General features: G+C 38.1%; 17 protein-coding genes. 9 read left to right on the top strand and 8 right to left on the bottom strand.

Features of this window, described 5'->3' with window-relative positions:
* Positions 1-25: 25 nt before the first annotated feature.
* Positions 26-1,666 carry a CTP synthase gene (gene pyrG, locus ACG916_RS04600; protein ID WP_336950949.1) on the bottom strand — a complete coding sequence of 547 codons (1,641 nt, stop codon included), beginning with the start codon at positions 1,664-1,666 and terminating at the stop codon, positions 26-28.
* 229 nt (positions 1,667-1,895) lie between these two features.
* On the opposite strand from pyrG, the gene ACG916_RS04595 reads away from it, so the two are divergent.
* Positions 1,896-2,360, top strand: a complete 465-nt coding sequence (locus tag ACG916_RS04595) for an internalin (RefSeq protein WP_419327295.1) — start codon at positions 1,896-1,898, stop codon at positions 2,358-2,360.
* A 142-nt stretch (positions 2,361-2,502) separates the two neighbouring features.
* On the opposite strand, the gene ACG916_RS04590 is transcribed toward ACG916_RS04595, so the two are convergent.
* The gene (locus tag ACG916_RS04590; protein ID WP_336950948.1) at positions 2,503-3,921 is read right to left on the bottom strand and encodes an aspartate ammonia-lyase; all 1,419 of its coding nucleotides are present in this window, start codon (positions 3,919-3,921) and stop codon (positions 2,503-2,505) included.
* Positions 3,922-4,066: 145 nt separating this feature from the next.
* On the opposite strand from ACG916_RS04590, the gene ACG916_RS04585 reads away from it, so the two are divergent.
* Positions 4,067-4,942, top strand: coding sequence for a LysR substrate-binding domain-containing protein (locus ACG916_RS04585; RefSeq protein ID WP_419327296.1), 876 nt, complete (start codon positions 4,067-4,069; stop codon positions 4,940-4,942).
* Positions 4,943-5,236: 294 nt separating this feature from the next.
* Here the strand turns inward: ACG916_RS04585 and ACG916_RS04580 are convergent, their stop codons facing one another.
* The 3 genes from ACG916_RS04580 to ACG916_RS04570 all read right to left on the bottom strand — a co-directional run bounded on the left by ACG916_RS04580 (position 5,237) and on the right by ACG916_RS04570 (position 8,988).
* Positions 5,237-6,319, bottom strand: coding sequence for a YheT family hydrolase (locus ACG916_RS04580; protein ID WP_419327297.1), 1,083 nt, complete (start codon positions 6,317-6,319; stop codon positions 5,237-5,239).
* A gap of 90 nt (positions 6,320-6,409) precedes the next feature.
* The gene (locus ACG916_RS04575) at positions 6,410-6,820 is read right to left on the bottom strand and encodes a nuclear transport factor 2 family protein (protein WP_336950945.1); all 411 of its coding nucleotides are present in this window, start codon (positions 6,818-6,820) and stop codon (positions 6,410-6,412) included.
* 143 nt (positions 6,821-6,963) lie between these two features.
* Positions 6,964-8,988, bottom strand: a complete 2,025-nt coding sequence (locus ACG916_RS04570; RefSeq protein ID WP_209826061.1) for an NADPH-dependent 2,4-dienoyl-CoA reductase — start codon at positions 8,986-8,988, stop codon at positions 6,964-6,966.
* Between the two features lie 168 nt (positions 8,989-9,156).
* Between ACG916_RS04570 and ACG916_RS04565 the strand changes: the two genes are divergently transcribed.
* Positions 9,157-9,708, top strand: coding sequence for a PadR family transcriptional regulator (locus ACG916_RS04565; protein ID WP_004719902.1), 552 nt, complete (start codon positions 9,157-9,159; stop codon positions 9,706-9,708).
* A gap of 8 nt (positions 9,709-9,716) precedes the next feature.
* Positions 9,717-10,628 (top strand): alpha/beta fold hydrolase, encoded by a 912-nt coding sequence (locus ACG916_RS04560; protein ID WP_419303713.1) that lies wholly within the window; start codon positions 9,717-9,719, stop codon positions 10,626-10,628.
* A 457-nt stretch (positions 10,629-11,085) separates the two neighbouring features.
* Here ACG916_RS04560 and ACG916_RS04555 read toward each other — a convergent pair whose 3' ends face one another.
* The 3 genes from ACG916_RS04555 to ACG916_RS04545 form a co-directional block, all read right to left on the bottom strand.
* Positions 11,086-12,351 (bottom strand): DcaP family trimeric outer membrane transporter, encoded by a 1,266-nt coding sequence (locus ACG916_RS04555; protein ID WP_419327298.1) that lies wholly within the window; start codon positions 12,349-12,351, stop codon positions 11,086-11,088.
* A 108-nt stretch (positions 12,352-12,459) separates the two neighbouring features.
* A complete protein-coding gene (locus tag ACG916_RS04550; protein ID WP_419327299.1) occupies positions 12,460-13,833 on the bottom strand; it encodes an MFS transporter in 1,374 nt (457 codons plus the stop codon).
* Positions 13,834-14,294: 461 nt separating this feature from the next.
* The gene (locus ACG916_RS04545; protein WP_336950939.1) at positions 14,295-15,221 is read right to left on the bottom strand and encodes a LysR substrate-binding domain-containing protein; all 927 of its coding nucleotides are present in this window, start codon (positions 15,219-15,221) and stop codon (positions 14,295-14,297) included.
* 281 nt (positions 15,222-15,502) lie between these two features.
* Between ACG916_RS04545 and catA the strand changes: the two genes are divergently transcribed.
* The 5 genes from catA (at position 15,503) to benD (ending at position 20,348) form a co-directional block, all read left to right on the top strand.
* A complete protein-coding gene (catA, locus tag ACG916_RS04540) occupies positions 15,503-16,423 on the top strand; it encodes a catechol 1,2-dioxygenase (RefSeq protein WP_419327300.1) in 921 nt (306 codons plus the stop codon).
* Positions 16,424-16,505: 82 nt separating this feature from the next.
* Entirely contained in the window at positions 16,506-17,906 is a 1,401-nt protein-coding gene (gene benA, locus ACG916_RS04535; protein WP_336950937.1) for a benzoate 1,2-dioxygenase large subunit, read from the top strand.
* On the top strand, positions 17,903-18,412 hold the full coding sequence (gene benB, locus ACG916_RS04530) for a benzoate 1,2-dioxygenase small subunit (RefSeq protein ID WP_336950936.1): 510 nt from the start codon (positions 17,903-17,905) through the stop codon (positions 18,410-18,412). The genes benA and benB overlap by 4 nt, the downstream gene beginning before the upstream one ends.
* A 106-nt stretch (positions 18,413-18,518) precedes the next feature.
* Positions 18,519-19,535 (top strand): benzoate 1,2-dioxygenase electron transfer component BenC, encoded by a 1,017-nt coding sequence (gene benC / locus ACG916_RS04525; RefSeq protein WP_004719894.1) that lies wholly within the window; start codon positions 18,519-18,521, stop codon positions 19,533-19,535.
* A gap of 27 nt (positions 19,536-19,562) precedes the next feature.
* A complete protein-coding gene (benD, locus tag ACG916_RS04520) occupies positions 19,563-20,348 on the top strand; it encodes a benzoate diol dehydrogenase BenD (RefSeq protein WP_419330665.1) in 786 nt (261 codons plus the stop codon).
* The last annotated feature ends 5 nt before the right edge of the window (positions 20,349-20,353 follow it).

Here is a 20,353-nt window from a genome sequence, read left to right as displayed (position 1 = left end):
CTTCCTAGTTTAAGTTCTTACATACTTACTTGCTGTTTTGGTGCTGCTTTTTAGCAGCATCGATAAAACTAGCAAATAATGGATGTCCATCACGTGGTGAACTTGTAAATTCTGGGTGGAATTGTACAGCAATAAACCAAGGATGTTCAGGAATTTCTACAGTTTCAACAAGATGTTGCGCAGTAGAATAACCTGAAATTTTCATACCTGCTTGTTCAATTGCAGGAATGAAGCGATCATTCATTTCATAACGGTGACGATGACGTTCAGTAATTTCAGCTTTGCCGTAAACTTCACGTGTTTTAGTACCTTCAACCAATTCTGATTTTTGGGCACCTAAACGCATTGTGCCACCAAGGTTTGACTCAGTACTACGATGCTGGATTTCACCACGTTCATCTAGCCATTCCGTAATTAAACCAATCAATGGGAATTTTGTTGAACGATTAAACTCAGTAGAAGTCGCTTCTGGCATAGCAGCAACATGACGAGCAAATTCAATTACGGCCAATTGCATACCTAAACAAATACCCAAGAAAGGTACTTTGTTTTCACGGGCATATTGAATCGCCTGCATTTTACCTTCAGTACCGCGCTCACCAAAACCGCCAGGAACTAATATTGCATCAATACCTTTTAATACTTCAGCAGGATTTTGGCCTTCAAGTTCTTCTGCATTGATATACTCAATTTGAACTTTGACACGATTTTGAATACCTGCATGTAATAGTGCTTCATTAACAGACTTATATGCATCAGGCAATTCAACATATTTACCTACCATCGCAACTCGAACTGTGTATTCTGGGTTCAATAATGCTTCAACAACATGATCCCAATCCGAAAGATCAGCTTCAGGCAAGCTGTCATAACCAAAACGTTCACAGATTAAATCATCAACATTTTGTTCATAAAATGTACGAGGAATTTGATAAATTGAACGCGCATCTTTACACACCACAACGGCACGTGCTTCAACGTTTGTAAAGAGTGCGATTTTACGGGTAGTATCTGCGTCAACATCATGTTCAGTACGACAAATCAGAATGTCGGGTTGAATACCAATCGACAATAATTCTTTAACAGAATGTTGAGTTGGTTTGGTTTTAAGTTCAGCAGCAGACTTGATATATGGCAATAAAGTCAAATGCATCAACATGGTACGTTTATGACCAAGCTCAACCATCAACTGACGTACAGATTCCATGAATGGGAGAGATTCAATGTCACCTACTGTCCCACCGATTTCCACAATGGCAACGTCATAACCTTCGCCTGCGCGAAGAACACGTTCTTTAATATTATCCGTAATATGCGGAATAACTTGTACTGTACCGCCGAGGTAATCACCACGACGTTCTTTATTTAAAACGTCTTGATAAACACGACCTGAAGTAAAGTTATTCAATTTGGTCATTTTGGCACGACGTAAGAAACGCTCGTAATAACCCAAATCTAAGTCAGTTTCAGCACCATCTTCTGTGACAAATACTTCACCGTGCTGGAATGGGCTCATAGTCCCAGGATCGACATTAATGTATGGATCCATTTTGACCATGGTTACTTTTAAACCACGGGCTTCTAAAAGTGCAGCAACTGAAGCAGCTGAAATACCTTTACCTAGTGATGATACAACACCACCAGTTACGAATATAAAATGGGTCATTAAGTTTCTCGTACAATGGAGCCTAAATTGGCCTACAATGTTGTGCGATTTTACTTTACCTTGTACCAAGAAAGCAAAGTCAATTCACATCAATTCATAGAACAATAAACAATTGGCTATTCTATCAGCATTTCCAATAAAAAATTAGCACTTGATAAGGTGATTTTTAAATATCATTTTGCTGTTATACTAAGTAACATCTCTTTAATACGTTTTGTTTTGAGTCATTATGAATAAGAAATTTTTAATTTGTGGTGCAATTGCGACAGCGCTTTTGGTATCTGCTTGTGTAAAAAAAGAAGAGCCTAAAGAAGCTGAGCAAGAGAAAGTTGAAACTGCTCAGCCTGCGACTTCTGAACCGACACAGTTTGAAAGCTTACCAAGCGTTGAACAGAATAATGCACAACAAGTCGAAATTCCGGCACATGTAGAAGTTGAACGCACTGAAACAGCAAATACAACCACAGAAATTCGACGCGAGCCAACGCATGAAGCTCATGCAACAATGCCAAGTGCACAAGCAGAAAGTAAACCTGTTGCGACTGAGGCAAAGCCTGCAAAAGCAGAGTCAGTAAAAACTGAAACAGCACAAACTAAAACTCCAGCACCAAAAGCAAGCTCTGGTTCAGCCCAATCTGAAGATGATGCTGTTGCCGCAGCCATCGCTGCTGCTACACCAGCTTTGAAAAACTAAGATTTTTCATCACTAAAAAAAGGGAAATTATAATTTCCCTTTTTTTATAAATCCGTTTAAATATTAAGCTTTATCTGTCATATGAAACTTAATTTCTAATGTAAGTCATGAATTGCTTAAATTGCACAATAAGTTTAAAAAACTAAGCTGCGTGTTGTTTTGGCTGAACCATGTTATGAACAGCAAGTACATCCGCCAAAATTTCATCTGAAAGTAATCCCTCAGCTTTAATCAAAGCCAAAACACTCTCCCCAGATTCATTTGCCATCTTTGCAATTCGTGTAGTAGTTTCATAACCTAAATATGGGTTTAACACCGTAATGATACCAATTGAGTTATCCACTAAATGCTGACAATGTGCCGCATTGGCACGAATATTTTGGATGCACTTTTCATTCAGCATTTGCATTGCTTTACCTAATAGTTCAATAGATTCAAATAGTTTAAGCGCAATTAATGGCTCAAACGCATTTAATTGTAGTTGTCCACCTTCTGCAGCCAAAGTAATTGCTAAATCATTTGCAATAATTTGATAACACGCCAAATTCATCGCTTCAGGAATCACTGGATTTACTTTTCCTGGCATGATTGAACTACCAGGCTGGCGTGGTTCCAATTGTATCTCGCCGATACCAGTACGTGGCCCACTCGATAACAAACGTAAATCATTAGAGATTTTAGACAACTTGGTTGCAGTACGTTTGAGTAAACTTGATAAAAGTACAAAGTCACCCATATCTGTAGTCGCTTCAATCAAATCAGGTGAGCTTGAAATGTTTTTACCAGTGATTTCTGATAAAGCTTGAATCGCATTTAAGCGATACTCAAGCTCGGTATTAATTCCCGTACCGATTGCTGTTCCACCTAAGTTAATCACACTGAGTGAATCTGGCATAATATGATTTAACTTTTGCAAATCATTTTGTAAGGTATGCGCAAAAGCACTAAATTCTTGCCCTAATGTCATCGGTACTGCATCTTGTAACTGAGTACGTCCCATTTTCAAGATATCAGAGAACTCTTCAGCTTTGCGACCTAAGCTTTCAATTAGTTTTTGAAACGGAATATTGAGATGATCCAATGCAAACAATAGACCTATTTTTATTGCACTTGGGTATACATCATTGGTCGATTGAGACATATTTACATCGTTATTGGGATGTAGATATTGATATTCGCCTTTTGCATGACCCAGAAACTCTAATCCAATGTTTGCAATAACTTCATTTGCATTCATATTTGTAGAAGTTCCTGCTCCACCCTGAATCATATCAATAGGGAATTGATTATGGTATGAACCATTTATCAATTGCTGACATGAATGTTGAATCGCTTTATATTTATTTTCTTCAATTTTATTTAATTTAAAATTAGCCTCTACACAAGCAGACTTCACCATAGCAAGCGCTTGAATAAAAATAGGGAAATGACTTAATTTATGCGCACTTAGGTTAAAGTTCTCAACCGCTCTTAATGTTTGTACACCGTAATAGCAATGAAATGGGACTTCTTTCATTCCCAATAAATCTTTCTCAGTTCTCGTTTTAATTTCAATGTTCATTTGCAATGTAACTCTACGAAGATAATCAATTCATCTTAGGTGAAACAATCTAAACTTGACCAATGTAAAAAAATATATCTGTATGCATTTTTTGCATATCACTTGTTATACTTTGCTTGAGTTAAATCTTTATTGGTGATTGAACATGACGCTTGAAATTCGGTGGATAGAGGATCTTCTTGCATTAGACCAAGAAAAATCCATTTCTAAAGCTGCAGCTATACGTCATGTCACTCAATCGGCTTTTACACGTAGAATACAAAATATTGAAGAGTCATTAGGGTTTCAAATTTTAAAGCGTTATAGTAAAAACATTGATTTTACAGATGCTGGTCAAGTCTTACTCTCCACAGCAAAAAATATTAAAAACCAAATGGATACAACAATAAAATATTTAGAAAAAAATATTAAGGATAATGAACTCTCAATTAAATTTGCAGTATCCCATTCTCTCATCACGCAGTTTTTTCCTAAGTTTATTCAAAAACTATACTCAGACTATAATGATCTAAAGTTGGAAATTATTGCTGCAAATCTGCAACAAGGCATACATTTATTAAAAGAAGGTTCTTGTGATTTTCTCATTTGTTATTGTGATCAACTCACTTTACAACAATTGGATCTCACACTTTTTACCTATCATAAAATTGTAAATATGCAAATTGTGCCAGTTACAGCAAGCAAAAATGGATTACCTAAATACCAACTTAACCAGACATTCCCCCTTTTGGCCTATAGTAAACAAGCCTATCTGAGAAAATGTGTAGATAAAATTATAGAAAGTAAACTCAATTATCGAACATTATATGAAACAGATAATGCCAGTGACTTAAAAGCCTTGGCTTTACAAGGCTTAGGCGTAGCTTGGTTACCTCGCTTACTGATTGAAGAAGAAATAAATGAAAATAAATTAAAAATACTTGATGGTTATAGTTTCTTTCAAGATATTTATATCGTTCGTAGCAATATTATTTACTCACAAAAGATAAATTTTGTTTGGAATTATTTAGCACTTAAATAGGCCTTTATTTTAAATAAAGATCTTTCTTACTTCAAAAAATGATCATATAACGTGAATCTATTGATATTGAAAAGTGCTTTTTCTCACTGGAAGAAGGCTAGGATGGGTGTGATTTTATGTTGATCTATGTTTTAACATCGACTTATAAAAGAAGTCTAATATTTACCTTAGCTTAGAACTTAGCATCGATCAAACACCATAGTTGAGCAATTAAAACTGACGGATCAAATAATAATAATAATAGTTTGATCTGTCAGTTTTTTAACTTGAATAGATATTTATTGGTATTGCATATCATGAATACTGTTTTAAAAAATCAGCCATTAAACGAGAAGCCCAAGATTTTGTATTGAGTCCTTCATAAAAACCACAATGACTGCCCTTTTTAGTTGTCACTACCACAACATTATCCATATTTTGAATGGTTTCTTTAAACGGTTCTAAATTCTTGATTGAACATACAGGATCATCTTCTGAGTTTAGAATCATTAATGGAATTTTAACATTTTCAAATACATAAATTGGATTGGTGGCTTTTGAGTAGCTTTCATAATCTGAAAAACCAGCCATTTCAAAATATTCAGTCTGAAACTCTTGTAGGGTTTTCGTTTGTAGAACATTTTGTACTGAATGTAATGGTGTCCATGTTTGCTCATAAGGCTTAATAAATGCCTTAAACAATTTTTTGGTCATGACTTTGGTATAGAAAGGATGGACATTTTGAAACCCAAGCTCGGTATCATAACCAGGGCACATGGCAAAAGCAGCTTTAAAAGGTGTATCTAGGCCTTGTTCACCAAGATAACGCACAAGTAGGCCTGTACCAGCGGAAGAACCTACTGCATAAAGATCAGATTGTGGAAATGTGTTTTGAATCGAAGCCAATTGTTCTTTTAAATCAGAAGTTGAACCAAAAATTGACATGCGAGGAACAGGCATGGGTAAGCCCGCATGCCCACGGCGTAGACATAATGCAATACGCCATCCCGTATACTCATGGAGATCTTTGACCAATTCACGCATACTGTCAGGTGTGCCTGTAATCGTATGCATAATCACGATAGTTGGGGTTTCTTGTGGTAAATCGTAGCCATACCAAGCAATAGCCGTGATACCGCCATCTTGCATGGTCAGCTGATCAATTCGATCATAGTCCAGCTTAACGGATTTTTTCTTAATTAAATCAAAATATAACAGGTGAGCATGGGTATTGCTGAGCCATGGTGTAGGACGATATTTATTTTGTAGTTGAGGGAGTTTCTTAATGATCTCAGACATTTTTCCTTGCTGATTAAAATAAAGCTTTGGTAATTCAGCACCTGTCACTTGATCCAATAAATCTTGGCTAATCTCAGTAAACTTATGTAATACAGACATTTTCCACCTCAACTCTTTTATCACTCATCATCATTTTAAAAATTAAGAAATTTTTCACGCTTAATTTTATTTATTGCAGTATATACGTAATTAGGCTTTAGGTATAAAGCTGGCCATACGTTGCCCCATTTGAGCTGCCAATGCTTCCAAACCACTTTTTGGTCGAATCATCACTTCAAAATCAACAATTTGACCTTGTTCATTAAAACGAATCATATCAATCCCTTTTAATTTTTTTTCACCCACATTGGCAGAAAATTCTAAAACTACACTTTGCTCATCTTCTGTAAAAAATTCTCGATGATATGTAAAGTTTTCAAAAATTTGAATCACATTACTTAAAATGAAAAAGACCACTTGCTTACCTTCATAGGGGTTATAAGCCACAGGTGAACGAAAAACCACATCGTCTGCCAGTAATTCATTTAAAAGACTCATGTCTCGACTTTCCAGCATGTTGTGCCATTTTTTGATTGCAGGCTTGGTATTTGTATAACTCATTTTTTATATCCCTTTGATTTGAAATAATTTGAATTCGTTTCCAGTCATTTTCTTAAAAATCCAGTCATGAAGTCCCTTCTCTCGCAGCATGCTTCACACTACACATGATTTAAAGAGAAGGAGTTCAAACAGGGTTTATTCTTTTAAATCACAGCTGCCAATTCAGCACCTTGGCGAATTGCACGCTTCGCATCTAACTCGCCCGCTTCTTTTGCACCACCAATCAAATGTACAGATTTTCCATCAGCTTGGAGTTGATCAAACATCGCTGTATAAGGTTCTTGGCCTGCACAAATCACCACATTGTCGACATCTAAAATCATGGTTTTGTCGCCAACCGTAATATGTAAGCCCTGATCATCAATCTTGTCGTAACTTGCGCCAGGAATCATATTGACATGACGATGTTTTAAACCTGTACGATGAATCCAACCTGTTGTTTTGCCTAAACCAGCACCAACAGATTTGGCTTTACGTTGCAGTAAATATATTTCACGAGGAGATTGTTCGATCTCAGGTTGTTTCAAGCCACCCACATGTTCATATGATGTATCAATTCCCCATTCATCATAGAATTTTTGTGGATTTAAGCTGCCACTTTCACCTTCATGAGAAAGATATTCAGCAGTATCAAAACCAATACCGCCTGCACCAATAATTGCTACTTTTTTACCGACAGGTTTACGCTCACGTAAAACCTCGATATATGACAAAACTTTTGGATGATCAATACCTTCAATATTTAAATGACGAGGCGTTACACCTGTAGCAACCACAACATCATCAAAGTCACCTGTCGCTAATTCTTCATAGCTTGCAGTGTGGTTAAGTACCAGTTTGATATTCGGTTGTAATTCAATTTTACGTTTAAAATAACGTAAAGTTTCATAGAACTCTTCTTTGCCAGGAATGGTTTTTGCAATATTAAACTGACCACCAATCTGATTAGATGCTTCAAAGATTGTGACTTTGTGTCCACGATCAGCTGCATATGTTGCAAAACTAAGTCCTGCTGGACCTGCCCCAATCACAGCAATATTTTTAGCTACTGGCGATTCTTTAAAAATAAGTTCAGTTTCATAACATGCACGTGGATTGACCAAACACGTTGCAATTTTCATTGAAAAAATATGATCTAAGCAAGCTTGGTTACAACCGATACAGGTATTGATCTCATCAGCACGACCTTGTTCAGCTTTCAATACAAAATGCGAATCTGCAAGCATTGGGCGCGCCATCGAAATAATATCAGCATCGCCTTGAGCCAAGACATGCTCAGCCATTTCAGGCGTATTGATACGGTTCGAGGTAATTAAAGGAACTTTGACGGAACCTTTTAATTTTTTAGTCACCCAAGTAAATGCGGCACGCGGTACTTTGGTGGCAATGGTTGGAATACGTGCTTCATGCCAGCCAATTCCAGTATTGATAATGGTTGCACCGGCTTTTTCAATTTCTTTCGCAAGTTGAATCACTTCCTCAAGTGTAGAGCCGCCTTCAACCAAATCCAGCATAGATAAACGATAGATAATGATGAAGTTTTCGCCGACTTCCTGACGTGTTCTTCTGACAATTTCAATCGGGAAACGGATACGATTTTCATAACTTCCGCCCCATTCATCATCACGATGATTGGTACGTGCAGCAATAAACTCATTGATCAGATAACCTTCTGATCCCATGATTTCCACACCATCATAACCTGCGATTTGTGACAATTTTGCACAATTGGCAAAGTCTGCAATGGTTTGATGAACTTCTGCTGAAGTTAAAGCATGCGGTTTAGTTGGATTGATTGGCGCTTGTATCGCAGATGGTGCAACATTTTCAGGCTGATATGAGTAACGACCTGTATGTAAAATTTGCAGTGCTATTTTACCGCCAGCATCATGCACAGCTTTGGTAATGACCTTATGTTTTTCTGCTTCTTCTAAATGATCCAGTTTTGAACCACCAAAGAATGTTACCCCATGATCATTGGGCGAGATACCACCCGTCACAATTAAGCCAACACCACCTGCTGCACGTTCTGCATAAAATGCAGCCATACGTTCATATCCACCTTGGACTTCTTCTAGTCCAACATGCATTGAACCCATCAATACACGGTTTTTTAATGTGGTAAAGCCTAAATCTAAAGGCGCAAGTAAATGCGGATAATTAGACATGTGAACTCCCTTGGCGTGCTCTCGCTAGCTATCAATCTGTTAAATGACACTTCATATCTGTTTAATGCAACAAGTTGCATAGTTTGAGTATTTATAATCGAGATTTGATTTTTATGCAACATGTTGCATAATGACTTTATATTCATTTTGTTGATGTGATATTACACAATGTCATTAGCCCATGTTTTATTGACCAGTCTGATAGAGAAGCCAAGTACAGGTTTTGAATTGGCGCGACGCTTTGACCGATCTATGGGATTCTTCTGGAATGCAACGCATCAACAAATCTACCGTGAACTTAACGGCATGCAAAAGAAAGGCTGGATTTCCACGCTTGAAGATCAGTCTGACCATGGCCGTAAAAAAACCTATCAAGTTGAGCAACTTGGACGCGTCGAACTGGCAGACTGGATGGTCAAACAAGGCCAACCTGCCCAGCTTCGCGAAGAAATTATGGTTCGCTTACGGGCAGAAGCACAATTTGGTGGAAATACTGTTTTACCTGAACTTGAGCGTCATTTAGAATTACATCGTGAAAATTTAAAACTATACCGCCAGATTTTTTCCAAAGATTTTGAACAAATCGAGCAACTGGATCGAACTTTATATATTCACAAAATGATTTTACAATTGGGTATAGACTTAGAAATGGGCTGGATCAATTGGCTCGACCAAGTCATTCCACAGCTTAAAGCGTTTGAGAATAAAGAGAATTCATAGGAAACTGCATGCCACACTATACAATGCCAGATGGCGAAAAATTATTTGTTCGTGAAATTGGTCAGGGTGAACCTGTACTGGTTCTGTCTGGTTTAGGTATGCATAGTTGGCAATGGCTTCCCTTTTTACTGCCTAATATTAAACATTATAAATTTTATATCCCAGACTGGCGCGGATTTGGTGGCTCTAGAACCTGTAAGATCCCTCAAGAAATCGATGCGATTAGCAACCATTGGCGTGACCTTGACAGCTTAATTGATCAACTGAATTTAAATAATTTTATTCTTATGGGTTATTCCATGGGAGCAACCACTGCCATGCATGGGATGCAATATGGCAATTTGGCTGAAAAACTCAAAGCTTATCTACACATTGACCAAACCCCTAAAATTCCAACGGATGAAACATGGGAATTTGGTTTATTTGGGAAAAAGTATTTTAAAATTAAAAGATTGCTAAAAGACTTCTCTGATTTTTTACATCAATATTCAAACTATCGCTTTGTCGATGAATTACCGATTGAACCACGAACTGAACTGATTCAAATTTGGTTAAATTTTATTAAAATTCAAGGCAGTAATAAATTAAGCCCATTTATGTTTAATTTGGCGCTTAAACATCCACAATTACAAAAACATTTATTGCCTATCCGTCGAATGGATTATTTAACATGGTATATCGATAATTATCTAAACCATGATGAAGATTATCGTCAGGCAATTTCACAATTGGAATGTCCAACTACATTCTTTATTGGGGAAAAGTCATCACTCTATCCTGCTGAAGGTCAAATGCAAATTTCCGACAGTTTAGCCAATGCAAAAAATATTATTTTTAAACGTTCAGGGCATACGCCGCTTATTACAGAACCTGTGAAATTTAGTCAGGCAATCCGTTTATTTTTAAAAGAATCCGCTTAATTTAAACGAATAACGAACAATATAAAAACCTCATTTAAATCAAATTAAAAGAGGTTTTTCATCAAATTACTCATGTTATTTTTAAAAAATGCTTTTAAAGTCGTTATTTAATACCAATCCATAAATTGATCATCATATAAATTAAACAACTTTTTACATTATTGAATCATACATGGTCATTCTATCGTGAGGCGACATGGATGTCGCTGTTGGGTGGGGGTACAGGACGTACCTCTCACCCAACATAGAATTTTTGTCCCTTTTCATCCCTGAAAAGGGAGGCATCGCCTACGCAAATATATTTAAACTTTAAATGCAAGGTATGGCCGTACAAACTTTATCACCATATGAATTAACATTTATAGAATGATATAAGTTTGATATTTTTTAAAGACTTAACCTCATTTTAATATCCTCTAAAAGCCTATTTTCGTAAGAAGACTAATAGAAATGTTTATCAAAAATTATACATCGCAACCGCATTAAAACGATTGTCCTCACCTGTATCCTGTCCATTAGGCGCTGCAACAAAGGCTTTACGCTCACCATAAACATACTCCAGACCAAAACTTAATGGCTTTTTCGGGCTATAAAATACATTGGCCCAAGCTTGCCAAAGTGTTTTATTGGCTTTGGTTGGATCACTTAAATATCGAATATACTCCTGATTTTCATCCGCTTTCATATAGCCATATCCCAATGTTCCTCGCCATTGTGAGTTAAACTGTTGCGTCACTCCAACAGTGATTGAGTCAAATTGATTCAGCGCCATGATGTTTTTATTGGCATCTATGGTAAAGCCTTGGTTCGTCCATGACACTAAACTGGAGTCACCTTTAACATGATAATAATCTGCTTTAAGTGTGGTTTTTGCAGAAATATCGTATTTTGCTCCAAGTCCAACACCCCAAGCGAGTTCATTATCAGCAACTGTTCTCTTTTCACTAACCATGCCTCGCAAACTCAATGCACCCGCTCGATCAGCAAATGATTGATTTAATCGAGTTGATAAAACCGGGATCCGCATATTCGATAAGGCATCTTTGGAATCTTCCAAAGCCGTTACCAGCTGTGTTTCTGCATTAAATTTATGGGTATAACGAATTTGTGCATCACGTTTAACAGCGCCCCCCACATAACCCAAAGCATCAATTGTTTCTGGCATATAATCAGGCACTGCAAAGTTAGACCATGTTTGACCAATCAACCACTGACCATAATTAAAATAGGCATGGCGAATTCTAAGTCCATCATTCGCGCCCAAGAAATCAACTTCTATTTTTCCAGAAATATCTTTGTCAGCAGTTTTAAAATCTAAACCTAAACGAGTCGCGGCAAGTGTCGATTTTAATTGATCACTACTTTCATTATGGCCTTTAAGCGGTACGGTATTGATCTGATTATACAGTCGATCGGCACTTCCACCTTCCGACTGATACAATAGATCCGCACGTATATTCCCATATAGTGTTACTTCTGCACCTGCTTTTGTTCGTGCAAAGCTTTGATCCTTTGCCTGCGATACAACCTGTGCTGCTTTAACATTATTTTCCAATGCCACAATTTGCTTATTTTGCACCTGTTGCTGTTGTTCAATCATTTCACGTAATTGTTTAACTTCATTACGTAACTGTTCAACTTCTGTCATCGAATCTGCATGTGCCATATTTAGGCTAAGTAATCCCATTGACACCAAAATAATGTTGTAGTTAAATTTTTTCATTGTAGAAAGCATCCTATTCTCTACGATTGATTATTTTGAACCAGCCTTAATCCTCATGATTCAGGCTGAAATACCAAGTCAGTTTGTGCGTGAGTTTGGTTTACTAACTTAGTTAATTGTATTTCCAACAATATTTTGTTGAGTTGTTGGTGCTTCGGCCGTTTGAGTTTTTTCCACTGAAGCATTTAAATTCACAAAGAATATTGCCAGTGCTGCAATAAATCCAGGAACAGCGATAACAAGAAAATTCATTTGGTGAGGTAACTCTAAGGTCAGCAATGCACCTGTTAAGACTGGTCCAACAATGGCACCAATTCGTCCAATGCCTGATGCCCACCCCATACCTGTAGAACGTACTGTTGCAGGATAAAATTGTGCAACAAAGGTATAGAGTAAAATTTGTGAACCAATGGTTGCTGCACCAGCAATTGCAATCAAGGTATAGAGAATGAATTGTGGGCTTTTAAAACCAAGGAAAATGAGCGCAATCGCACCAACTGTAAACATGATGGTCAATACGGGTTTAATATGAAATTTATCCGCCAAAGCACCACCACCAATTGCACCAACCATGCCACCAATATTTAATGCAAATAAGAAGATCATACTTGCACCTAGTGAATAGCCTGCTTGGATCATTAATTTAGGCAACCAACTTCCGAGTGCATAAACCATCAATAAACACATAAAGAAAGCAATCCAGAACATTACTGTGCTTGATCGACGACCTTGCTGAAACAATGCACGTAACGGTGCTTCATCACCAGCAGTGACTTCATTTAATTCAAATTGAGTCGATGCATGAATCTGTTGCTGTGGTGCAATTTTCTGTACCACTTCTCGTACTTGATCGGTCTTGCCTTGGTGAGTTAGAAACATCAATGATTCAGGTAAAAACTTCCAAATAAGTGGTAAAGCCAAGAATGGGATAATCGCGATATAAAACATGATTTTCCAACCATAATCGACCACCAGCCAAGCACCCAGCAAGGCAGAGGTCATACCACCAATGGCATAGCCACTAAACATAACAGCGACCAGTGTGCTACGTATACGTTTAGGCGCATACTCAGTCATTAAAGCCACCACGTTCGGCATCACACCACCAATACCAAGTCCTGCTAAAAATCTGAGAATCCCAAATTCAACGGGGGTTGATGCAAATGCACCAAGAAAAGTAAATCCACTAAAAATAGCCACACAAATCATGATGGTTTTTTTACGGCCCAATTTATCAGATAAAGTCCCAAAACTCATTGCACCAAACATCATGCCAAAAAGTGCTGTGCTGGCCAGCAAGCCTGCTTGTACAGCAGTTAAGCTCCACTCCTGCATCAATAAAGGTAAAGCTACGCCATAAATAACCAAATCATAACCATCAAAAATAATAATTAATAAACACCATAATAGAACACCCCAATGAAAAGGGCTGAATTTTGCTTCATCCACGATGCGATTAATATTTAGTTTGTTCGTTTGCACTTTTGCCTCCTGCGGTGAAACGCTATGAAATTTTTTCAAACAATGAGGCAGCTGTTATTTTTTGTCCAAAACCGATTGCATATATATCCATACCTTAAAAGTCGGTTTAATATTTTTTATTGAATAAACAAGTGATTAAAAAGAATTAATAAAGAAATCGGGCTTTATATTTTCAATGATTTATTTTTTATTTTAATGATTATCTCGATATTTTTAGAGTATTAGAACAAATCAATCGACTTTTTCTGATTTTTCAATATGTTACTTTTCACGTAAAATAACATCTATAAATGACTTTTCATTCAATGATTGGACTGAATGGATTTTTCATAAATCGAAAAAATGATCATATGGTGTGAATAAAATTGGTATTGAAAGTCCCCTCTCCCTTGGGGGAGAAGGCTAGGATGAGGGGGATTTTATGTTGATTTATGATTTAAAAAAGAACTTAGGAAAGAAGCCTAATATATCGTCGTAAAGCTCGCACGATCATATTGAAAACCCTCTAAATCATAAACCTGATAAATACAATCAAATAAAGACCGAATATTTTCGCTTTCATCCATACAGCGTATTGCCATAAAAATTGGACTTTTTGCAGAGCTATCTAACAATGGGATATAGATTAAATTCGGCAATTGAATGGTTTTTGCACTCTCAGGCACAATACAAACGCCTTCACCCGCAGCGACCAATCCCAAAGCCAGTTGAATTTCTCGAACTTCTTTTAAATTTTTAGGATCTAGCCCATGTTCAGAAAATAAATGACGAACTTGAGTGGAAAAATTGGGCTTAGGATGACTTGGGTAAAGAAATAAGTTCTCATCTGCAATATCGGCAAAATAAGTGCCTTTAGAATCTGTAGCGAGATGGTGACTGATATGAACAGCCAACATTAACGGCTCCTCTCGTAATAAAACTCGCCTAATGGCAGGATCAGAAATTCTTAAACGTCCAAATCCAACATCAATACGTCCCTCTTTAAGCGCCTGAATTTGGTCTTTGGTACTCATTTCAATCAGCTCAATTTTTAAATGTGGTTGCTGTTGGCGAAACATATAAACGATTTTGGGTAATAATCCATACAGTAAAGAACCCACAAAACCCATAGTCACCGTTTTTTCAATTAAGCCAATTCGCTTAGTCATGGACTTTACTTCTTCGGCATTAGACAAAAGTTTAACAGCGTGTTGATAAAAAAAATGCCCAGCTTCTGTGGTTTTTAAAGGACGGCTTCCTCGTTCAAAAAGCGCTATACCCAATTCACCTTCAAGGTTTTGAATCTGTCTACTCAGTGGGGGCTGAGCAATATAAAGCTTCTCTGCTGCTTTAGTAAAACTTTGTTCTTCTACAACAGCAACAAAATAGCGCAAATGCCTGAGTTCCATCTCAAACTCCATACCTTTAAGATATAAAAAAATGCAAATTTGATCTTAGACAGCGATCATCCATTCTTTTAAGGTATATCAAAAGCAAGATGTAAAGCAAGACTGTAAAACTTTTGATATTCACAGCCAGCCAAAGAATCACATTCTGTTAGCCCAATGAATCACTTTCAACAGTTTAAGCTTTAAGTTTCGCGCATGAAGAACATGGAAAGTGGACAGCAAAGTTTCAAGCGAATTTTTCGTATGCAATGCCAAACCACGCATACTGCAGGAGATCTGGTATGAACCGTCAAGAAATCGACACTTTGGTCAAACAAATGAATGTAGACACTGCAATAGGTTCAGTTGATACACGCGTACAACAAGTGGTGGTACGTTTATTAGCTGACTTATTCCAGGCCATTGAAGATTTAGACATTTCACAAAGCGAATTATGGAAAGGCCTAGAATATTTTACCGATGCAGGTCAAGCCAATGAACTTGGTCTTTTAGCAGCGGGTTTAGGTTTGGAACATTATCTAGATTTACGTGCTGATGAAGCAGATGCTAAAGCTGGAATTACAAGTGGTACACCCCGTACTATTGAAGGTCCATTATATGTCGCTGGTGCGCCTGAATCTGTCGGCTTTTCTCGTATGGATGATGGATCAGAAAGCGATAAAATCGAGACCCTATTTATTGAAGGTACGGTAACTGATACAGATGGCAATATTATTCCAAATGCTAAAGTTGAAATTTGGCATGCCAACAGTTTAGGTAATTATTCTTTCTTCGATAAATCACAGTCAGATTTTAATCTCCGCCGTAGCATATTGACTGATAGCAATGGTCAGTATGTTGCAGAAACAACTATGCCCGTTGGCTATGGTTGTCCACCGCAAGGGACGACTCAGTTTGTACTGAACAAATTAGGTCGCCATGGTAACCGTCCATCTCATGTGCATTATTTCGTATCTGCACCCGGCTATCGTAAATTAACCACACAATTCAACATCGAAGGTGATCAATACCTTTGGGATGATTTTGCTTTTGCAACACGTGATGGCTTAGTGGCGACAGCTATTGATATCAGTGATGAAGCTGAAATTGCCCATCGTGGTCTCAACAAACCCTTTAAACGCATTTTATTCAATGTAGTACTAGTAAAAGAACAATCTAAAGCACCATCTACAGAAGTAGATCGTCGTCGCGCAAGCGCTTAAACCCACACGCACGGAACCGAAATGTTTGCACTATTGCAGCACTTCGGGGACTTCCTCTCATTTGGAAAGTCGGAGAACCCATATGCCACGTATTCCTGTTATAAACACCAGCCATCTTGATCGGATTGACGAACTCTTAGTCGATAATTTTGAAACGGGTGAATTTAAACTTCATCGTTCTGTTTTCACAGACCAAGCCCTTTTTGACCTAGAAATGAAATACATCTTTGAAGGCAACTGGGTTTACTTGGCACATGAAAGCCAAATTCCAAATAACAACGATTATTACACCACGAATATGGGTCGTCAGCCCATTATGATTGCGCGTAATCGCAATGGTGAATTAAATGCCATGATCAATGCGTGTTCACACCGTGGCGCACAGCTTTGCCGGCATAAGCGTGGTAATAAAGCGACTTATACATGCCCATTCCATGGATGGACATTTAATAACTCTGGGAAATTACTCAAGGTTAAAGATCCAAGTGATGCAGGGTATTCGGACTGCTTCAATAAAGAAGGTTCACACGACCTGAAAAAAGTAGCACGTTTTGAAAGCTATAAAGGTTTTTTATTTGGCAGTTTAAATCCAGATGTGCCAAGTTTAGAAGAATTTTTAGGTGAAACAACCAAAATCATTGACATGATTGTAGATCAATCTGAGCAAGGCTTAGAGGTTTTACGTGGTGCTTCAACCTATACCTATGAAGGCAACTGGAAACTGACTGCTGAAAATGGTGCAGATGGTTATCATGTTTCAGCTGTACATTGGAACTACGCTGCGACCACTCAGCAACGTAAAGAAAAACAGCAAGAAAATGACAATGTACGTGCAATGAGTGCAGGTGCTTGGGGCAAACAAGGGGGTGGCTCATACGGTTTCGAACATGGACATATGCTGTTATGGACTCAATGGGCAAATCCTGAAGATCGTCCTAATTATCCAAAAGCAGATGAGTATACTGAAAAATTCGGTGCGCCAATGTCGAAATGGATGATCGAACGTTCACGTAACTTATGCCTTTACCCAAATGTCTATTTCATGGATCAATTTGGTTCACAAATTCGTGTATTACGTCCAATTTCAGTCAATAAAACTGAAGTGACGATTTACTGTATTGCACCCGTCGGTGAAAGCCCTGAAGCACGTGCACGCCGTATTCGCCAATACGAAGATTTCTTTAATGCTTCGGGCATGGCAACTCCTGATGACCTTGAAGAATTCCGTGCTTGTCAAGCGGGTTATGCTGGTATTGAGCTTGAATGGAATGACATGTGTCGTGGGTCAAAACACTGGATTCAAGGCCCAGATGATGCGGCCAATGAAATTGGTTTAAAACCTAAACTGAGTGGTATTAAAACAGAAGATGAAGGCTTATATCTCGCCCAACATCAATACTGGTTAGAAATGATGAAACATGCCATTCAATCTGAAAAAAATCTTGCTCAACAAGAAACATCTCAGCAAGGAGCAACAGCATGAATGCAACTGCAAACATCGATCAAATTTCTTTAGAAAATATTGCGCAATTTCTCTACCGCGAAGCTCGTTTTTTAGATGATGAACAATGGGATCAATGGCTGGCCTGCTACTCACCCTCGGCATGTTTTTGGATGCCTGCGTGGGATGATGATGATCGTTTAACCGAAGATCCTCAGTCTGAAATTTCCTTGATTTATTACCCAGACCGTCAAGGTTTGGAAGACCGTGTTTTCCGGATTAAAACTGAGCGTTCTTCAGCAACCATGCCTGATACACGCACTTGCCACAATATTAGCAATATTGAAATTATCGAAAGAGATGGTGACAAAGTCACAGTCCGCTTTAACTGGAATACGCTGAGCTTTCGTTACAAAAACAGTTATAGCTACTTTGGTATGTCTCGTTATGTCATCGACTTTTCTGCTACACAACCACAGATTCTCAATAAATATGTGGTGTTAAAAAATGACTACATCAATCAAGTCATCGATATTTACCACCTCTAATTTTTTATCTCGAATGATGTAAAAAATATGAGGTGTTTGCTTTAGTCAAATGGAAAGTTGGCTAAAGCACTCAAAAGTTTTAAAGATTTTTATAGGATTTTCAGCCATGTCAAACCACAATGTTGCTCTTCAATTTGAAGATGGCGTAACGCGTTTTATCTCAGTTACACAAGGTGAAACTTTATCTGATGCAGCATATCGCCAGAAAATCAATATTCCTTTAGATTGCCGTGATGGTGCTTGCGGTACATGTCGTGCTTTTTGTGAATCGGGTTCGTTTGACATGCCTGAAGAAAGTTATATTGAAGATGCTTTAACACCAGAAGAGGCTGAACAAGGCTATATCTTGGCCTGCCAATGCAGACCTTCTTCTGACGCAGTATTCCAGATTCAAGCTTCATCTGAAGTATGCAAAACCGAAATTCATGCATTTCAAGGCACATTATCTCGTGTGGAAAAACTCTCTGATTCCACCATCACTTTCGATATTCAATTAGATGAAGGTCAGCCCGATATTCATTTTCTTGCAGGTCAGTATGTCAATGTGGCAATTCCACAAACTACTGAAACGCGTTCTTATTCCTTCAGTTCTAAACCCGGAAATCGCTTAACAGGCTTTGTGGTACGTAATGTTCCAAATGGAAAGATGAGTGACTTTTTAAGTGCCAATGCCAAAGCGGGTGACAAAATGACCTTTACTGGTCCATTTGGAAGTTTTTACCTTCGTAATGTAGTTCGTCCTGTCGTTATGTTGGCAGGCGGGACAGGTATTGCACCGTTTATGTCGATGTTACAAGTGCTTGAAGACAAAGGCTCACAACACCCTGTACGCTTAGTATTTGGAGTAACCAATGACTTTGACCTTGTGGCACTTGAAAAGCTCAATGAACTGCAAAATAAACTGCCATGGTTTGAATACCGTACAGTCGTTGCACATGCTGAATCAACACATGAACGCAAAGGTTATGTGACAGGTCATATTGACAATGACTGGTTAAATGGCGGTGACGTCGATGTTTATTTATGTGGTCCTGTACCTATGGTGGAAGCTGTTCGAGGCTGGTTGGATACTGAAGGGATTAAACCTGCAAACTTCTTATTTGAGAAATTCTCTGCAAACTAAAATCGTACTGTTCAGGAGCTGAGAAGAATGTCAGATCGCCTAAGATTCAAAAATAAAGTTGTCATTGTTACTGGTGCAGCACAAGGTATTGGACGTGGTGTCGCCTTACAAGTGGCAGCGGAAGGTGCGCATGTGGTTATGGCCGATCGTTCAGAATATGTCGAAGACGTGCTTGTTGAAATTAACAAAAATGGCGGTGATGCAATCACCGTCCATGCAGATTTGGAAACTTTAGCGGGTGCTCAAGCTGTCGTTGCTAATGCTATTGAAAGCTATAACCGTGTTGACATTCTGATTAACAATGTCGGTGGTGCAATTTGGATGAAACCGTTTCAAGAGTTTTCTGAAGAGGAAATTATCAAAGAAGTGCATCGCTCGTTATTTCCAACTCTATGGTGTTGTCGAGCAGTCCTGCCCGAAATGATCAAAAATCAAAAAGGTACCATTGTTAATGTATCCTCTATTGCAACATGCGGTATTCATCGAGTGCCCTATTCAGCCTCAAAAGGTGGTGTAAATGGTCTAACCACAGCACTTGCATTTGAACATGCCAAAGATGGTATCCGGGTTAATGCTGTTGCGACTGGTGGTACAGAAGCACCTCCACGTAAAGTCCTACGCAATACTACGGCATTGACCGAAAATGAAAAACAATGGATGCAAGATGTGGTAGATCAAACCATTGATCGCACTTTTATGGGCCGTTATGGTTCGATTCAGGAACAGGTCAATGCAATATTATTTCTTGCGTCTGATGAATCCTCTTATATGACAGGTTCAATCGTTCCTGTAGGTGGTGGCGATCAGGGTTAAAGCTG

This window comes from Acinetobacter legionensis, from assembly GCF_048552295.1.
GTDB lineage: Bacteria > Pseudomonadota > Gammaproteobacteria > Pseudomonadales > Moraxellaceae > Acinetobacter.
Note: the sequence above shows the minus strand (reverse complement) of the source record. Positions and strands in the feature narration are given on the sequence as shown.

Coding starts and splice junctions, on each gene's coding strand:
- pyrG (WP_336950949.1), bottom strand. CDS start 1,666: ATGACCCATTTTATATTCGTAACTGGTGGTGTTGTATCATCACTAGGT.
- ACG916_RS04595 (WP_419327295.1), top strand. CDS start 1,896: ATGAATAAGAAATTTTTAATTTGTGGTGCAATTGCGACAGCGCTTTTG.
- ACG916_RS04590 (WP_336950948.1), bottom strand. CDS start 3,921: ATGAACATTGAAATTAAAACGAGAACTGAGAAAGATTTATTGGGAATG.
- ACG916_RS04585 (WP_419327296.1), top strand. CDS start 4,067: ATGACGCTTGAAATTCGGTGGATAGAGGATCTTCTTGCATTAGACCAA.
- ACG916_RS04580 (WP_419327297.1), bottom strand. CDS start 6,319: ATGTCTGTATTACATAAGTTTACTGAGATTAGCCAAGATTTATTGGAT.
- ACG916_RS04575 (WP_336950945.1), bottom strand. CDS start 6,820: ATGAGTTATACAAATACCAAGCCTGCAATCAAAAAATGGCACAACATG.
- ACG916_RS04570 (WP_209826061.1), bottom strand. CDS start 8,988: ATGTCTAATTATCCGCATTTACTTGCGCCTTTAGATTTAGGCTTTACC.
- ACG916_RS04565 (WP_004719902.1), top strand. CDS start 9,157: ATGTCATTAGCCCATGTTTTATTGACCAGTCTGATAGAGAAGCCAAGT.
- ACG916_RS04560 (WP_419303713.1), top strand. CDS start 9,717: ATGCCACACTATACAATGCCAGATGGCGAAAAATTATTTGTTCGTGAA.
- ACG916_RS04555 (WP_419327298.1), bottom strand. CDS start 12,351: ATGAAAAAATTTAACTACAACATTATTTTGGTGTCAATGGGATTACTT.
- ACG916_RS04545 (WP_336950939.1), bottom strand. CDS start 15,221: ATGGAACTCAGGCATTTGCGCTATTTTGTTGCTGTTGTAGAAGAACAA.
- catA (WP_419327300.1), top strand. CDS start 15,503: ATGAACCGTCAAGAAATCGACACTTTGGTCAAACAAATGAATGTAGAC.
- benA (WP_336950937.1), top strand. CDS start 16,506: ATGCCACGTATTCCTGTTATAAACACCAGCCATCTTGATCGGATTGAC.
- benB (WP_336950936.1), top strand. CDS start 17,903: ATGAATGCAACTGCAAACATCGATCAAATTTCTTTAGAAAATATTGCG.
- benC (WP_004719894.1), top strand. CDS start 18,519: ATGTCAAACCACAATGTTGCTCTTCAATTTGAAGATGGCGTAACGCGT.
- benD (WP_419330665.1), top strand. CDS start 19,563: ATGTCAGATCGCCTAAGATTCAAAAATAAAGTTGTCATTGTTACTGGT.